This is a genomic window from Shewanella sp. YLB-07 (assembly GCF_009377275.1).
In genome coordinates, this window is the sequence record NZ_VOQB01000004.1 from 179,974 (window position 1) to 195,497 (window position 15,524).

The 15,524-nt window shown below is 41.7% G+C and carries 17 protein-coding genes; 5 read left to right on the forward strand and 12 right to left on the reverse strand.

Features of this window, described 5'->3' with window-relative positions:
- Positions 1–110: 110 nt before the first annotated feature.
- The gene (locus tag FS373_RS10390; RefSeq protein WP_152829397.1) at positions 111–2,078 is read right to left on the reverse strand and encodes a M4 family metallopeptidase; all 1,968 of its coding nucleotides are present in this window, start codon (positions 2,076–2,078) and stop codon (positions 111–113) included.
- 283 nt (positions 2,079–2,361) lie between these two features.
- On the reverse strand, positions 2,362–2,949 hold the full coding sequence (locus FS373_RS10395) for an HD-GYP domain-containing protein (RefSeq protein ID WP_144045034.1): 588 nt from the start codon (positions 2,947–2,949) through the stop codon (positions 2,362–2,364).
- A 218-nt stretch (positions 2,950–3,167) separates the two neighbouring features.
- Here FS373_RS10395 and FS373_RS10400 point away from each other — a divergent pair, with 218 nt between their 5' ends.
- Complete coding sequence (locus FS373_RS10400) at positions 3,168–3,377, forward strand: hypothetical protein (protein ID WP_227992668.1); 210 nt, start codon at positions 3,168–3,170, stop codon at positions 3,375–3,377.
- A gap of 205 nt (positions 3,378–3,582) precedes the next feature.
- Positions 3,583–4,317 carry a DUF599 domain-containing protein gene (locus FS373_RS10405; RefSeq protein WP_227992703.1) on the forward strand — a complete coding sequence of 245 codons (735 nt, stop codon included), beginning with the start codon at positions 3,583–3,585 and terminating at the stop codon, positions 4,315–4,317.
- Here FS373_RS10405 and FS373_RS10410 read toward each other — a convergent pair.
- The 9 genes from FS373_RS10410 to FS373_RS10450 all read right to left on the reverse strand — a co-directional run bounded on the left by FS373_RS10410 (position 4,314) and on the right by FS373_RS10450 (position 12,140).
- On the reverse strand, positions 4,314–5,210 hold the full coding sequence (locus FS373_RS10410; RefSeq protein WP_144045036.1) for a LysR substrate-binding domain-containing protein: 897 nt from the start codon (positions 5,208–5,210) through the stop codon (positions 4,314–4,316). The two genes, FS373_RS10405 and FS373_RS10410, sit on opposite strands and share 4 nt — an antisense overlap.
- A 111-nt stretch (positions 5,211–5,321) precedes the next feature.
- Complete coding sequence (gene cydX, locus FS373_RS10415; protein ID WP_144045037.1) at positions 5,322–5,447, reverse strand: cytochrome bd-I oxidase subunit CydX; 126 nt, start codon at positions 5,445–5,447, stop codon at positions 5,322–5,324.
- Positions 5,448–5,631: 184 nt separating this feature from the next.
- Positions 5,632–6,771 carry a cytochrome d ubiquinol oxidase subunit II gene (gene cydB, locus FS373_RS10420; RefSeq protein ID WP_144045038.1) on the reverse strand — a complete coding sequence of 380 codons (1,140 nt, stop codon included), beginning with the start codon at positions 6,769–6,771 and terminating at the stop codon, positions 5,632–5,634.
- On the reverse strand, positions 6,764–8,368 hold the full coding sequence (locus FS373_RS10425; protein ID WP_152829398.1) for a cytochrome ubiquinol oxidase subunit I: 1,605 nt from the start codon (positions 8,366–8,368) through the stop codon (positions 6,764–6,766). Before FS373_RS10425 ends, cydB begins: the two co-directional genes overlap by 8 nt.
- Before the next feature lie 340 nt (positions 8,369–8,708).
- Positions 8,709–9,293: a DoxX family protein gene (locus tag FS373_RS10430; protein ID WP_144045039.1), complete on the reverse strand. Its 585-nt coding sequence runs from the start codon at positions 9,291–9,293 to the stop codon at positions 8,709–8,711.
- Positions 9,286–10,023 carry a putative DNA-binding domain-containing protein gene (locus FS373_RS10435; RefSeq protein ID WP_144045040.1) on the reverse strand — a complete coding sequence of 246 codons (738 nt, stop codon included), beginning with the start codon at positions 10,021–10,023 and terminating at the stop codon, positions 9,286–9,288. Before FS373_RS10435 ends, FS373_RS10430 begins: the two co-directional genes overlap by 8 nt.
- Positions 10,007–10,867: a DUF692 domain-containing protein gene (locus FS373_RS10440; RefSeq protein ID WP_144045041.1), complete on the reverse strand. Its 861-nt coding sequence runs from the start codon at positions 10,865–10,867 to the stop codon at positions 10,007–10,009. Before FS373_RS10440 ends, FS373_RS10435 begins: the two co-directional genes overlap by 17 nt.
- Complete coding sequence (locus FS373_RS10445) at positions 10,855–11,202, reverse strand: hypothetical protein (protein WP_144045042.1); 348 nt, start codon at positions 11,200–11,202, stop codon at positions 10,855–10,857. Before FS373_RS10445 ends, FS373_RS10440 begins: the two co-directional genes overlap by 13 nt.
- A complete protein-coding gene (locus tag FS373_RS10450; protein ID WP_152829399.1) occupies positions 11,199–12,140 on the reverse strand; it encodes an MBL fold metallo-hydrolase in 942 nt (313 codons plus the stop codon). Before FS373_RS10450 ends, FS373_RS10445 begins: the two co-directional genes overlap by 4 nt.
- A gap of 583 nt (positions 12,141–12,723) precedes the next feature.
- Here FS373_RS10450 and FS373_RS10455 point away from each other — a divergent pair.
- Together FS373_RS10455 and FS373_RS10460 are read left to right on the forward strand one after the other, a co-directional pair.
- The gene (locus FS373_RS10455; protein ID WP_144045043.1) at positions 12,724–13,317 is read left to right on the forward strand and encodes a toxin-antitoxin system YwqK family antitoxin; all 594 of its coding nucleotides are present in this window, start codon (positions 12,724–12,726) and stop codon (positions 13,315–13,317) included.
- Between the two features lie 381 nt (positions 13,318–13,698).
- The gene (locus tag FS373_RS10460) at positions 13,699–14,028 is read left to right on the forward strand and encodes a DUF3332 family protein (RefSeq protein ID WP_144045044.1); all 330 of its coding nucleotides are present in this window, start codon (positions 13,699–13,701) and stop codon (positions 14,026–14,028) included.
- Positions 14,029–14,559: 531 nt separating this feature from the next.
- On the opposite strand, the gene FS373_RS31465 is transcribed toward FS373_RS10460, so the two are convergent.
- Positions 14,560–14,727 (reverse strand): hypothetical protein, encoded by a 168-nt coding sequence (locus FS373_RS31465; RefSeq protein WP_185976956.1) that lies wholly within the window; start codon positions 14,725–14,727, stop codon positions 14,560–14,562.
- Between the two features lie 261 nt (positions 14,728–14,988).
- Here FS373_RS31465 and FS373_RS10465 point away from each other — a divergent pair, with 261 nt between their 5' ends.
- Positions 14,989–15,384 carry a glutaredoxin family protein gene (locus tag FS373_RS10465; RefSeq protein WP_152829400.1) on the forward strand — a complete coding sequence of 132 codons (396 nt, stop codon included), beginning with the start codon at positions 14,989–14,991 and terminating at the stop codon, positions 15,382–15,384.
- Positions 15,385–15,524: the final 140 nt, after the last annotated feature.

Sequence of the window (15,524 nt, forward strand, 5' to 3'; positions counted from 1 at the left end):
CGCCAAGTCAGGCTGAAAAAGAAGCGATGAAGGAGCCGCGCAAGAGTGAGCAATAAGTCCAGGTTCAACCCAGGGCTTATTAGCTATAGACAGTTGTCACTGTTGAACGGTCATTTACATGTTTTGGAGTTTGGACCTCCCTTACATTTACCCGAGCAGCACTCTGAACCTAAACGACAACTGCTACCAACGGGAAACAAAGAGCAGCTTCCACCACTGTCACTGTCTATCGAGCAGGTGATAGATAGATTGCTGTATGCAGCATATGCGTGAACTACCGCATTGAGTGTGCTCTTGCCTGTACCGTCATCACTCAGCGCCGCTCCTGTAATACAGGATTCGTCCGAATTAGAGGAATAGCTGCCGCATTCATTGACACTGCTGCTGGGGTTAGTTTCAGCTTCATTGTTGAAGCGCAGATAGAGGTCGGCATCGCCATTCTCACCGGAAGTGGTACAGATGACAGTTTGGTCATCACTCACATTAGGTAGGAGGTAATTCTGAATATTCCCTGTACTGGCGTCTTGGCCACTCATCAGTTCGTTATCTGTTAATGAGATAGTTGGATTTGGCTGAGGTGGCTCATAAGTAGGTACGCCTACCGCATCCCAAGCCTCATGAACGGCCTGCTCATGAGCTGCACTGGTAGCAGATTGTGCCGTACAGTATCTGGCTGTGGCAAAGTCAGAGCTCGGTGTTAAACAGGCTGTATTGGCAGCATAGAAGATATCTGCTGCGGCGGCGAAGCCTATTCCTGTTACTAAGATAGCAGGTATTCCTGGCTCCCCGCTACGCGGGTGATGACCACCTTCAACCAAGAGCACGAACGCCAAATTGGCAATCCCAGAGTTCCAATGTACACCGCCATTATCTGAGCTGCCAGTATAGCGTGTGGGATAATAGTCATAATCTCCCATCGCGGCGGGATCTGCCATATTTCGTAGGGCATCACCCGATGTACCTGGAGTATAGATATCTTCACCTAATAGCCAGATATCAGCCCCCATAGCGCCTTCCTGTCGGTCGACCATAGCGCCGAAGATATCTGACCATGCTTCGTTTAGCGCCCCAGACTCGTTTTGGTAGATAAGGCCTGACGAACGTTCGGTTACACCGTGGGTGAGCTCATGGGCGACAACGTCGGCATCTTGTGACATCGGGATGAAATTCACGCCATCGCCATCACCATAGGTCATCTGGCTGCCATCCCAGAAGGCGTTGTTATAGTTACGGCCGTAATGCACTCGGGATATGAGGGTCATGCCTGCATTATCGATGGAGTCACGACCATGATTATTCCAATAGTAGTTATAGGTGGCTATGGCGTAGTTATGGGCGAAGTCGATAGCAAGGTCGTCAGTATCGATTTCAATCGAACTAGTGGAAATAGTCCTACAGCGCCTGGTCTTCTGTTTACAATCCTGAGTATCGAGGAAGAGCGCATACATGATCTGCGGATGTCTGGCGGCAACTTTACCTGTGCTTGTGTCGATAAAGACAATATCACGCTGAGGCCCCTCTTCATTGACATATTCGAAGGTGGCTTTCCAGGCCAGATGGCCGTTACCGTCGCTACCTAGCACATAGCTGAGCTCAGGTTTGCCGCTTCGAGTACCCTTTAAGTCGCTCAGACCAAAGGCTTCTACAGCACTTAAGTCAGGATTTAGGGGCAGATCACCGCCGGGAACAAAGTCACCATTGACCGAATAAACCGAACCATTGATATCGGCGTGGAGTACCATGCCTGCCCCCGCAACTGGCAGGCCATTGAGCTTCTGCTCGAAGCGTATATGATGGCCGCCGACTTTATCTTCGATGACCTTAGTGACAGTGATCTCTTCGCTTCCATCGGCGCCAAATTTGTCGCTCAAGACAAGTTGGAGTGCGCTCTTGGCTGAAGCGTGCAATGTTGCCTTCGAAGATGCGTTGACGCTGCCTAAGTCTCCGCTGGCAACTGTGGGTCTGTTGGCTTTACCTTGGTCGGTTACTTCGTCTTGAGCGTCGGCAGATGAGGTGAGCATAGCTGCAAACATTGCACACAATATCAGCATGACAGACGAGTTGAGTCGAGTGGACATGAACCTTTCTCCTTCCTGAGCGACAGAAGTGGGTGCATGTATGGCAATTGTATCTACATATCAGCAGTAGATGAATAGGAGCCTAGGCTATGTCGCTAACAGGACTACCCATAGTCCGAGGCTTAACTTTAAGTATAGTCAAATAGGCAGGCCTCCCTTCATTTATTCTCACTTTAGGAAGGGGGGTATGCGTGATCCGGATGTTTTCACCTCGCTGTTTTAAAAGGGAATATGCTGTGGTTGGTGACGTGAGTAGAGACTGGTTCCAACTTTTTATTTTCTATTAAGATGGGAACAGATTGCCTTGATTAAGATCATACAGCGCGATACAAGCATCGACCACACAAGGTTCATATAGAGTCCCTCGGTTTTTACTGATCTCTTCGATGGCTTTATCTTGTCCTAATGCCTGACGGTAGGCACGAGAGTGACTGATAGATTCAACCACATCGGCAACGGCAATTACCTTAGATTCAAAATGAATTTGATCTCCTGTCAAGCCATCAGGGTAGCCAGAACCATCCAAGCGTTCGTGATGTTGCCGGATTATACTGGCTACTGGCCATTCAAAATCGACCCCTAGAAAAATCTCTTCTCCAATTGCCGGGTGTACCTTAATTAAGTCGAACTCCTCTTTTCTCAGTTTTCCAGTTTTTGAAAGTATGGAGCTGGGAACACCTAACTTACCAATATCATGCAGCAAGGCTGAGATTCTTATGCACTCTACTTGATTGCTCGGTAGCTCAAGGTGTTGGGCTATTCGGCGAGCGAGAGCCGAGACCTTCTTTTGATGGGTTGCAGTGTAATGATCTCGCGCTGCTGCGGCTGCAGAAATCGCTGCGACAAGTTGATGAAGTCCGTGTTTGTCCATTTAGCTAAATCCTTTTTACTAAATTATATCTATATTAACATAGCACTAATTTCACATGCTTTGCATGCCGATGTTGGTCTGACAAGAAAAGATCAACAACTGGTAAGGCTTGCCTCATTTCTATGCAGAACAACTATAATTTGCATTAATAGGTCCTTTTAATGTGGCGCTTGTTTAATGATGAAGTGTCGGATGATAGATAACACGAGTAGGTAGTGATGATGACAGTACTCAAGATCAAAAATGTGGGTAAAGGCTTAGGGTTGGAGTTACCACAAGATGTGGTAGAGCGGCTCCATCTTGATGCCGGAGACAGTATCTGTCTCGAGAAGATGGCACATGGCAGTTATCGACTCATCACTAAGGATGATGAATTAGCCGAACAAATGACACAGATTGAAGACTATATGCATGAAGAGGATGCGTGAAAGCCCCCCTCATTAGTGAACCCCGTTAGCACTGAGGGAATTCATCGGTGAGAGCGATTTGATGAACGTTTATAACCTAAAGATAACTCGATATATCCTTGATAATTAACGGCTGGATCTGTTCTAGGTCATAGTCATGCCATGAAAAGCTTGCCATAATCGAGGCGGTGGTGATATTGCCAAAGGCCTCAAGGAAGTCGCTATGTTGACAGGTTCAGTATTAGATCTCATCGCATTTATCTGTTTTGTCGTGAGCTGGATCGGCTACACCTACTTTGCCAAGTGGAAAGCGAAAAATAGCAACTGTCTCGCTCGCTGCCTGCATCAGCACAGAATTCACTGGATGAATGAACTGATGCGCTATGAAATGCGGGTGGGTGAAGCTGCACTAATGGCAAACATTGAGCGAAATACAACCTTCTTTGCCTCCACTACTATGTTAATACTTGCCGGTGTGTTGGCACTCTTTGCACAGGTAGAACGATTGGAATCGGTGATCGATTCTATTCCCTTTACTGCTACACCTACCTACGCCTTGATCCAGATAAAATTAAGCCTGCTTACTTTCATCTTCGTGATGGCTTTTTTCCAGTTCACCTGGTCGATGCGCCAATATGGTTTCGTGAATGTGATGATCGGTGCCACTCCACTGCGAGGAGGTGAGGCTAGTGATCATATGAAAAACTACGCAACTCAGATGGCGATTGTCCAAGATCAAGCAGCCCACTCCTACAACTATGGCATGCGTGGTTACTACTTTTCCATGGCGGTACTAAGCTGGTTCTTCCACCCGCTACTCTTTATTGTCTCTAGTCTACTGGTTGTCTACACCCTCTACGCCCGAGAGTTTAAATCTAAAGCAGTCGTGGCTATCACCTGTGGGATGATCATGTTGCAAAAGGAGGAGCTGGAGCGAAAACAGGTGGGTGGCGAGCTTTAATCCATTTTTAGTTCTCCATATTGTTGGCAATACTTAAAAAACGCCTCGAATAATGGTGTTTTGTATTTATGCTCTTGATAGGTAATAAATAGCGGATGTGCGATGACTACGTCCAGTGGTAGCTCTTTAACTCTTTTGTCGTCTAACGCCCACTTGGCCGTTAACTCCGAAACACATGCTAACCCCAGACCTGTGCTGACGGCGTTTATAATGGCTTCACTGTCATTGAGTTCCAGTGTCATATTCCATTGACTCAGGTGAGGCGCCAGGCACTGGGTAAATACATCACGGCTTCCTGAACCTAACTCTCTTAAAATCCAGTCTTGTCCACCCAGATCACCGTAAGATTGACTGGCTTGTTGGCTTAAAGGGTGATTAGTAGCGGCAATAAGGCACATACGGTCTTGCCACCAGGGTAAATGTACCTGACCTTCCCGGGGGATATCGGCTTCGATTAAGCCGATATCCAGCTCGAAGTTGGCCAATTTTCGACAAACATCCTCACTATTGAGGATCTCTACCCGTTGGTTTGTATGTCCAGTCAGTTGACGAAAGCCTGCCAGTAATTCTGGTAGTACATGATTACCTATGGCCTTGCTGCAACCTATCTTAATTTCCCCGGTCAACTCGGCATTATCAAATAAGCTGTCGAGCAATTTTGCACGAGCTAACAATTCATCGGCAAGGGGAAGTAATTTTTCTCCATTGGAGTTAAGCCTCAAGGAGTTTGGTAACCTGTCGAATAACTCCCTGTTCAGCTGCTTTTCCAGTTCTTTGAGTGAGATACTGACCGCAGGCTTTGATAGGTATAACTTCTCGGCAGCCAGACTCAAATTGGTGTTTCTGGCCACAGTGGCGAAAACTTTAAGCTGTTTAAGGGTAATATTCATCATTGACTCACTGGGAAATATGGGGCTTAAATTAGCACCTGCTGCTACAGATTTTAGCCATGATCTAGAGTATATAGATTTCTGTCCATAGAAGTCTATATACTCATCTTGGCATCACACTTGGTCTTGCTGATCTTTTGCAACGTTATCTTGATGTTGTTCCATCTCATACCAGATTACATTGACTATGCCGCAAGCGCATGCAAAAAAAACACCTAATATCCAGCACATGTACCACATATAAACTCCTAAATAGGTATATTTTTATATACCTTAGCTTGTTATTACTTTCTTTAATGCTTGCTAACAAATGCTTGGCTTTACCATGAGAGCCAAGCATTCTGAAAGCAGGCTTATTCAATTTAACCTTAGATATCGCTTGTCTAAGGAGATATCTAATGGCTGAAGTACGTATCGCCAGACGCTAATATGCCGAGTGATTGTTTTGAATAATCTCGTCCACGGTAACGACCCGCCACATCTTGTAGTAACACCAAAAAGTGTAGAGCAGAATAATTGGAATAATGATTACAGCAATAATGGATATAATGGATAGAGTGTATTGACTGGCCACTACATCCCATAATGTCAGGCTATGATTTGGCACGCTACTCGATGGCATGACAAATGGAAACATTGCAGTGCCCGCCGTGAGAATGATGCCAGTTGCAGATAAGGCACTGGCGGTAAATGCTAATGCGCCTTTTCCGGCGCGGGCCATCAAGCCTGCTATAAGCGCCATCACTATACCGAGAGCCGGGAATGACCAAAGCAAGGGTTGTATCTTATAGTTATGCATCCAAGCACCTAGCTCAGTGACAACCTGTTTAGTGATAGGAATCGCTAATGCGGAAGGATCAATCTGGCTGGTGATCACAAAGCCTTCGATAGATTGGGCAACCATGACTCCGGCTAAAGCAAAACTGACAACCAGAACCAAGGCGGCTATTTGGGCGGCCTTAGCCGCTCTGGATGCGACTAGCGCATCGGTGCGCATCACTAACCAAGTGCCGCCATGCATAATAATCATGGCAACACTCACGACGCCAGACAGTATGGCAAAGGGATTAAATAAGCCTAGGTAAGTACCGGTATAAGTTACGCGCATAAACTTATCAAAATGAAATGGCACACCTTGCAGTAAGTTACCAAAAGCGATTCCAAATACTAAAGGAGCCACCATACTGCCAACGAATAAGGCTCTATCCCAGTTATTACGCCAGCGTGGAGAGTCAATCTTATTGCGATAATCAAAAGCCAGAGGCCTAAGGAATAGCGAGAATAGGGTCAACATCATCACAAAATAGAAACCACTAAATGCGGTGGCATAAACCATAGGCCAGGCAGCGAATAAACAACCGCCAAAGGCGATAAACCATACCTGATTACCGTCCCAATGAGCGCCTATGCTATTAATCGCGACTCGGCGTTCATTATCACTTTTACCAACGAAGAGTAATAAGCCGCCCACTCCCATATCCATCCCCGCGGTGATGACAAAGCCTATCATCAAGACGCCAATCAAACCCCACCAGAGTAATTTTAAGCTTTCATAGTCAAACATTTAAGGATTCCTTTGTGGTGCTTAGATGCAATAGAGGGCTGGCATCGGATTCTTGCTCGAAATGATAACGACCTGTGTGTAATGAACTGGGTCCGATCCGAGCAAATTTAATCATCAGATACATTTCGATAACGAACAGAATGAGATAGACAGAAATAAAGGCGATCATGCTGGTAAGAACATCGCTCACCGCTAGGTTAGATACGGAGAGGAAGGTCGGAAATACTTCACTTATTGACCAAGGTTGACGGCCTAACTCGGCGACAAGCCAGCCCGTTTCTATGGCAACCCAAGGTAATGGTAGTGCAAATAAAATGGCTTTGAGTAACCATCTTTTTTGTTCGATAACCCGTTTTGCATTGAAGTAAAAGGCCAGAACAAACAGGAGTAGCATAGTTATACCGCTGCCAACCATAATGCGAAATGCAAAAAATAGTGGGGCAACTGGTGGAATAGAGTCATCCACAGCCATACTTATTTGCTCTTCGTTGGCGTCTATTACATTTTCGGTGTAGCGCTTAAGTAGCAGGCCATATCCCAGATCTTGCTTGGTATCGTCGAAACCTGTGAGATTTTCTTTAGTTTTGTCTCCCGCTTGCAGCTTTAACAGGTAGTCATAGGCAAGTATGCCATTACGGATCCGTACTTCGTGATCCTTTTTCAGATCGCTGATCCCGATGACTTGTTTATCTAACGAACGGGTCGCTATAATCCCCAGAGCATAGGGTATCTTTATCGCATAATCAGTATGCATCTCTTTATCGTTCGGTATGCCTATCAGGGTAAAGTCAGCTGGTGCCTGTTCGGTATGATATTCAGCTTCAATTGCAGCAAGCTTAACTTTTTGTACCGCCCCAGCCTCATAACCTGACTCATCACCCAGTACTAAAACGGATAAAATCGCTGCCAGACCGAACCCAGATGCGACCGCAAAAGAGCGCTTAGCGAAGGGGAGATCCCGGCCCTTCAATATGTAATAACTACTGATGCTCATTACAAACATGGCACCAGCAACATATCCGGCAGCTGCAGTGTGAATGAACTTCACTTGGGCTACTGGATTGAATATCAATTGTGAGAAACTGGTCATTTCCATGCGCATGGTTTCAAAATTAAATTCACTGCCGACCGGGTTTTGCATCCAAGCGTTACCAATCAGGATCCATAATGCAGATAAGTTAGTGCCTAGGGCCATCAAAAAAGTGCCGGCTAAGTGTTGACGTTTAGTTAGCCTGTCCCAACCCAGAAAAAACATGCCTACGAATGTAGATTCAAGGAAAAAAGCCATTAAACTTTCGATAGCCAGAGGGGCGCCAAACACATCACCAACATAATGTGAGAAATAAGCCCAGTTAGTACCAAATTCGAATTCCATAGTCAGGCCTGTTGCGACACCCAACGCAAAGTTAATACCAAATAACTTGCCCCAGAACTTAGTCATGTCCCGGTATATTTCACGTCCCGTTATTACATAAACTACCTCCATGATGACCAATATCCAGGACATGCCTATGGTTAAGGGGACGAAGAGAAAATGGAACAGAGCTGTGATGGCGAATTGCCAGCGAGACAACTCCACCAGAGTTTCATTAATCATATAAAGATTTCCTATTAATCTTATTTATGTTTGTTGCCTGCGCGCTATATATTTGACTTATTGATAAGAAGATCGATAAGTCTCACTTCAGGCTTTAAACCCAAAGAACGAAGCGTATTAACAGGTGATTCGATAGTGCTAGTTAGCCTCATTGAAGTGAGGGTTCAGGCATAAAGATAAAGACTGTTAACCTATGTATTCACAGTTTAATTTATTCCCTCCTTCGCTAAAAAGGAGGGAATAACGATTTTGGCTTAAGTAGAGCATGTCTCTTGATATAAGAGGTAGCTGTCTTTTAGCTCATTATGTTTACTGAATTGTAATTAGATGGCTAGGCGAGTTATCCATTATTGATTAGCTTGAAACGCTTATTCAGCCAGTAATCGGCACTGACATAACGTCCCCCGCCGTAAAAGAATAGAACCATAAACATAACAAAATAAGTTATTGGAAATTCCATTCCGTTATTTAACATCACAGGATCGGCTAGCTCAGTAAGATAGTTATAACGTCCCGGGAAGTTCTCGCCTAACCAAGTCATAAAAGAACTTAACCGCATACTGGACTCAGCTCCTTTATCTGCAACAACCAGCCATCCATTAGACCAATGAACTAAAGCGCTGGCTGCACTCATCATAAATATCATTGGAACCGACATGACTCGTGTGAACAGCCCCAGTGCAATACAAATGAGTCCTATAATTTCAGTCCCTGTTGCCATAAAAGCCATTAATGTTGGAAAAGGTAAATTCAGACCGCCCTCTCCAAACGAGGTTACAGTACCAGAAAAACCTACAACTTTAGAGTGGGCCCCTGTATATATTACCGGGATTAAATATAGGCGAATGGCAAGTAATGCAATAAAATCAAATTTCTTACATCTATTAAGTAATAAATTGATTCTAGAAAATAATAATTTAATCATGGAATTCCTCTTTGTATGACATGTTAATTAAGTTTGTTTTATGGGACTGAGTTAACCACATGTTTAAATCGAAATGCTTTAGGTTTTTATCTATATATTCTTTAATCTCAGAGTAACTAACAGGCATAACTTGATTTAGATAACCAATTATAAATCTATCAATAAGAGTTAGCTCTTGCCATAAAACCTGATGTTTTATATTTCTAAAAATCCCATATGACAATCGGTCAGGCCTAAGATGGCAAAACCCTACCATTGCCTGGTCTATTGAAAATGGAACTTCAATACACTGAAGCGTTTGATTCAGGTAGATATAAACTTCCTGAACATTGAAATCGTTTAACTCAGGCATTACCTCTGAGTGCTTAATTGTTAATGGGTTTATTTCTGTGCTATATATAACCCACTCAAATTCAATTAGAGATAATAGTATAGGGCTTATTGCATTATAACCTTGTATAAAGCGAACAAACTCTGTGGCTATATTATGAAATTCAGGCTCTGTTGAAGGATGATGATATAAAAACTCTAAGACTAACTTTTCTTTATCGTTTACTCCTAATGAAAAGCTAAATAATGGGAACGTATTGCTGATAACATCACTTATGTTGTCAATAATAAATTCTCGGTAAAGGATAACATTAGCCTTATTAGTCGTCATACTTTGGTGACGAATAGCTTGAGTCAGTCGTTGCGTATCTCTGCATAGCTTCTCAGGCGGATTGTGCATACCAGTCCTCCTCGACTTGCTTCTCTCCTGCTACCGAATCATGTAATAGCTCCAGTTCAGTACAAAGCTTTGCTAGCTCTGGAACATGGTGATCTCGCTCTAACAGTAAAGGCCGTAGACCATGATATTTAATGACCTGTTGAGCTAATATGGTAACTTCATGATTAACTGGCTTGCCATGAGTATCCAGAAGAAAGCCGTCATCTTGTTTTAAATGTCCAGCAATATGGTAATAGCGAATAGCCTTACTAGGCAGCGAGGTAATAAAGTCTAAGGCGTTATAATGATGGTTTTTGCTATTAACATAGACATTATTTATATCCAGTAGTAGCTCGCAGTCACTCTTATCAACGAGTTCAGATATAAACTCTGCTTCTGCCATCTCATCAGCATATTGGTAATAGTAAGATATATTTTCCAATACTAATGGACGCTTAATAATATCCTGAACCTGCTTAATACGATCCGCTAAGTAGTCAATATTGGCTCGGTGGCGGGGGATGGGCAGCAATTCATAGAGGTAACCGGTTGTATCTCGAGAAAAACTCAAATGCTCACTGTAAATATCAATATCGTAGTAATCTAAGAAGTCACCGACTTTTTTGATGAAATCAATATTAAGAGGTTGGGCATCACCGATTGACAGGCTGAGTCCATGAGCAATAAGAGGATAGCGCTCGGCAATACAGTCGAGACTTTCACGTTTTAACCCTCCCATATTCATCCAGTTTTCCGGTGCGAGTTCCAGGAAATCTAACTGTGGAATTTTAGCTTGGTTACATAGCGATTGGATATGTTCGTTACGCAGACCAATCCCTTTATTTGCAGCTGTTATTGACCGCATAAGCCACCTGCGCATTTTCCTGGTTGAGCGATCTGAGTCTGTGTTTTCTTGTTGCTAATACCTTCCCCTGAAGAGCCACATTGACCATCCCGAGCGTAAACCAATTGTCCCTGGGGATCATTGACTAAATCTTTTTTGCCAAATTGCTTTGTTCCTCCGCATTTACCAGCGGCACAGGCACCATTATTACCAGTGGCTTTCTCTGGTTTAGTCTGCGGCAGACTAGACTGAGACTGAGACTGAAGTTGGGGTTGAGATACAGCAGCTTGCACCAGACTAATATTAAGACCAACTAAGGAGGTCATGGCGATTGAGAGAATTAATTTGTTTTTCATTTGTCAGATCCTTTATTAGCATTAACGGGATAACTAGCAAGGTCGCGACCCGCATAGACTGGTCCGTGATAGTATTGCTTGATTATTTCGATAGATTCATCTTTCATGCTCAGACTTTTACCCATAAAGTGATTAAGAACCAACATTTTTGCATGGGTTTTTGCGGCAATTTGTCCAACGGTTGAAGGTTTAGCGTGTAAAAAAGCAGAGCCGCTGTCGGCACCTTCATCAATAGCGCTTGGCATCACCAGAATATCGGCATCTTTAGCGAATTCGATAAATGATTCATCACTGCCATTTTGATCGGCTGAAATAACGATTGTGCCTTTGGCGGATTCAATCCGATAAGATAAGCAAGGTACATCTCCGTGGGGGATACTCTTGGCGTAAATGGTTAAGCCATCAGCGTCATATACCTTGGTAGCTTGTGTTTCATGGATGTCGACATCATTTAAAGAGACAGGGAATAGACCATGGCTGCCATCATAGATGCCATTAAGGTAAGCGTAAGCGCCTTTATCCGAGTTAAATAATGCATCCATATACTCAGTTAAACTTGGGAATCCTTCCCCCCCAGTTGGACCTGATATGGCTAACGTCGAACTTCGGTCAAAAAATATCCCGCCTTTTAGTAAGGCTGGTAAATCTGTAACATGATCGGTGTGAAAATGAGTCATACCTAAGAAATTCAACTCTTCCATTCTGGAGCCTGACTGGCCAAATCTCAGGTATACACCTCCTCCTGCATCGATAAGGATCCGTGATTTACCTTTCCACCAAATCACCTCACCTGAGGAAGCTCTGGCATCATCAGAAATTGGGCCGCCTGAACCTAATAACTGTAGGGTAAAGTCTTTATCCAGAGGTTCTGTTGAAATTGCATGGGCTAATGAGCTAACGATAAATAAGCTTGTAGCTAACATAGTTTTTTTAAACATGATTTTATGTTTCCAATATATTTTCAGATATAAAAATCAATACACAAAGATAGTGTTTATCTTTGTGTTAATTTATTTCGTGAATTTTCAGGTTATTTAACCTGTTTGCCTGTACTAGATTTAAATAAATGTCCATGACATGAAGCTATATTTGTCTAAATCGCTAAGTAAAAATATTTAAATGTATTTAACATGCGTTTAATTTTTATAAACATTGGTCGCGGTGGACTGTATGGTGTGGGGCTTGTTCGGTTTCTATGATGATGAACCCTTGTCCTTGCTTCTCCATAAATCAAGCCCTTATGAAGCTTAGGTGAACTAGTCTGCTTTGAATTCAATAGCTCGGGCAATGGTTCAAGAGCTGAAGGGGCATGTTAATGTTGAATGAATAAGATGGTATGGCTGACCTGTGTTTCCTTGTTTTTATGTGCAAGTAAACATTGCCAGATTATTAAAAGGAGTTTAGGAGGTGAACTTTCCCGATGAAATTTTTGTCACACAGATACTTCACAGAGCCAACTCGCTAAGCTCAAGCATAGTGAAGTCAACATTGAATTGATCACCATTAAATGGAAATATCATCATGAAAAAAACAATTCCTTTTGCGTTACTTCTAATGACTTTTGCTGGGGCATCTCAAGCGGCCACGGTGGACTACTTACAATCAAGAAATGGGGTGGCGTATCAGGTAAACCATGACAAACCCTTTACTGGCACTTTTGTGAATAAGTATAACAATGGTCAAAAAGACATTGAAGTCAGCTTCAAAGACGGTAAACAGAATGGTACTGCAACAAGGTGGTACCCGAATGATCAAAAGATCAGTGAAGTTCAATATAGTGATGGGAAAAAAAATGGCAAGGAGACTGGCTGGTATGAAAATGGTCAAAAAGCCGTTGAATCTCAATTCACTAAAGGCCAGGAAGACGGAGTAGAAACACATTGGTTTGAAAATGGCCAAAAATCTTCTGAGATAACCTATAAAGACGGCAAGAAAAATGGGACGAAAACCTTGTGGTATCGCAATGGACAAAAGTACCAAGTATCAAACTACACCCAGGGTAAGTTAAATGATGGAACGGTGAAGGCTTGGTACCCTAATGGCGAAAAAGCTGCTGAAATTACTTTCGAGAAAGGAAATGAAGTCTCAAGCCAGTACTGGCCTGAACACGTTTAACTGTCGAATATGGTGTTATAGGCTAGCAGTTGTTTATTGCTAGCCTATTTAGCTGCTAAAACATTCGCGATAGTCGAAGATACTTAAATTCTGTAATCTAACAGGGTTATTTATTAATATTAATGAAGGCATATTTATTCGTGCTATTTTGTATGTAGCCAGAGTGTGGATATTTATATTGGCTCGCTGAATTATTGATTGTAAGTAGTGCTATTGTTTTTTATTTTCATTTATTGTTAATAAGGTTGGGGTATAGATAATACTGTAAATAGCTTTATTGTGATTTAATTCAAATTATGAAAGCAAGAAAGTAATAAGCATTGATAATAGGCTATAACCTATTAAGCTTACTGGCTTTATTTTTAAGTCTGGAAGTTGTTAATGAAAATCAAAGTGCTATCTGCAGTTATGTTGTCAGTGTTGTTATCGGGATGTGCGGGTCAAATGGCTGTAAGTAACGCAACAATGAAATTTAATATGGATGCTGTCGATAATCGTTATGCCAGAGGCGGCTTAACAATACTGATGGCTCCAGTATATGCTGTCACTACTGTTGCTGATTATGGTCTATTTAATCCTATTGAGTTTTGGACTGGAGAAAACATTCTTACGGACAAAAAATCAATCTATGATATGAAAGGTAAAAACTATATAGAGATAAATGATGATTTAGATGAGTCATTAAAAACTGCTCCTGTTAAATTAGATTAAGTTTTTACAGTACAAGTGGATCTAAGTTAGAGGTCCATTTACTGAGTATTATACTAAACAAAAATAAAATGCTAGTGATAAAGTTTGAGGGTTGTTAACAAGTTCTTAAATATAGTGATTTTTGTTTTTAAACAATAAACAATAAACATATAAGATAGTAGGTTTAAATAGATTGCTCCATATATGGTCTGTATGTCTTTCATTGTTTAATTATTGATTTTTAAAGGTGAAGTTCTTACTTCACCTTTTTATAAACAATCTATTTACTTACGTGACACTGACATTGTGGTCCGACTGGGCATTCTGGGAACTCGTCACATATATTTGCATATGCAGCAAATGAAAGAGATGCAACAAATGTTATAATGGATGCTGTAGAGATTATTTTTCTCATTATAAATTCCTTTTTATTTTACGTGATTATTTTGTTTTTAAACGACAAGCTTAAGAAAATCGTATGTTATATATCGACTGTTTAATGTTGTTACTGCTGAGTAGGAGGGCTAATTTAAACGCTAGACCTCCAAAATTCTAGATGCCTGCACATCTCTTGTAGTCAGCTTCACAAGCTCTTTCATTTAACCCATCATCACGTTCTACACATGCCATGTATTTAGCTAAACATGGTGAGATTGCTGATGCGCCTGCGGATAAACCAAGAGAAATAGCAAAAGATAGCATTAAAATTTTAGTTTTCATAATTAACCCAAATATTTAAGTTATTATTTAATTTAAGTTTAATTTGTTTGTATATTAAACCGATGTTACCCCAGGGTAAGTGGGGGATGTGCAATTAATATGATGTTAGGTTTGGGGTTAGTCAATAGCGCTAATGTCTTAATGTTATCCTTGTTTGGTAAGTCTAAAGTGTTGGCTGTTATATTATTTTGTTTTATCATAGTTGTTTAAGTTTTTATATTGATGTAGTTTGTCATGAAATTGAGTTTTTGAGTTTTGTTTATGTCAATTACAAAAGGACGAGTGTTTAAGGGTGTTATTGTATACACCTTGTTACTCTTGATAGGAACATCTTCAGGTTATGGGGTCATGCTTGGATATAAGGAGTTTACTGAGCCTAAGCTTGTACTTGTTGGTGATTATACTCAGCACTTCGAAACTACGGATAAGAAAGTAATTATGTACGGTACAGATTGGTGCCCTGTATGTGAAAGGACTCGTGAGTTTTTCATTGAAGAAGGTATTGCCTATAAAGAGCTTAATCCAGAGAAGGATGAATATGCATTTGAACTGTATAAAAAATTAGGTGCAAATGGATATCCGGTAATTGTAATTGGTAATAAAAGGATATTTGGGCTTGATACCAAAGAGATAAAGCTGGCATTAAATGAAAGGTGACTTACCAAAAGGATAAGATAGACCTAAGCTGACTGGATTATCATATCTAAAAAGTAAAAATCCGAATGATACCTCTGAGTTAAACAATTATTTTTATAATAAAGTTAGGCTGACAATCAGAAATAATTAGGCTCAATGCA

Excerpts from the sequence above, each read along its gene's own strand:
- FS373_RS10390 (WP_152829397.1), bottom strand. The coding sequence starts at position 2,078 with ATGTCCACTCGACTCAACTCGTCTGTCATGCTGATATTGTGTGCAATG.
- FS373_RS10395 (WP_144045034.1), bottom strand. The coding sequence starts at position 2,949 with ATGGACAAACACGGACTTCATCAACTTGTCGCAGCGATTTCTGCAGCC.
- FS373_RS10400 (WP_227992668.1), top strand. The coding sequence starts at position 3,168 with ATGATGACAGTACTCAAGATCAAAAATGTGGGTAAAGGCTTAGGGTTG.
- FS373_RS10410 (WP_144045036.1), bottom strand. The coding sequence starts at position 5,210 with ATGATGAATATTACCCTTAAACAGCTTAAAGTTTTCGCCACTGTGGCC.
- cydX (WP_144045037.1), bottom strand. The coding sequence starts at position 5,447 with ATGTGGTACATGTGCTGGATATTAGGTGTTTTTTTTGCATGCGCTTGC.
- cydB (WP_144045038.1), bottom strand. The coding sequence starts at position 6,771 with ATGTTTGACTATGAAAGCTTAAAATTACTCTGGTGGGGTTTGATTGGC.
- FS373_RS10425 (WP_152829398.1), bottom strand. The coding sequence starts at position 8,368 with ATGATTAATGAAACTCTGGTGGAGTTGTCTCGCTGGCAATTCGCCATC.
- FS373_RS10430 (WP_144045039.1), bottom strand. The coding sequence starts at position 9,293 with ATGATTAAATTATTATTTTCTAGAATCAATTTATTACTTAATAGATGT.
- FS373_RS10435 (WP_144045040.1), bottom strand. The coding sequence starts at position 10,023 with ATGCACAATCCGCCTGAGAAGCTATGCAGAGATACGCAACGACTGACT.
- FS373_RS10440 (WP_144045041.1), bottom strand. The coding sequence starts at position 10,867 with ATGCGGTCAATAACAGCTGCAAATAAAGGGATTGGTCTGCGTAACGAA.
- FS373_RS10445 (WP_144045042.1), bottom strand. The coding sequence starts at position 11,202 with ATGAAAAACAAATTAATTCTCTCAATCGCCATGACCTCCTTAGTTGGT.
- FS373_RS10450 (WP_152829399.1), bottom strand. The coding sequence starts at position 12,140 with ATGTTTAAAAAAACTATGTTAGCTACAAGCTTATTTATCGTTAGCTCA.
- FS373_RS10455 (WP_144045043.1), top strand. The coding sequence starts at position 12,724 with ATGAAAAAAACAATTCCTTTTGCGTTACTTCTAATGACTTTTGCTGGG.
- FS373_RS10460 (WP_144045044.1), top strand. The coding sequence starts at position 13,699 with ATGAAAATCAAAGTGCTATCTGCAGTTATGTTGTCAGTGTTGTTATCG.
- FS373_RS31465 (WP_185976956.1), bottom strand. The coding sequence starts at position 14,727 with ATGAAAACTAAAATTTTAATGCTATCTTTTGCTATTTCTCTTGGTTTA.
- FS373_RS10465 (WP_152829400.1), top strand. The coding sequence starts at position 14,989 with ATGTCAATTACAAAAGGACGAGTGTTTAAGGGTGTTATTGTATACACC.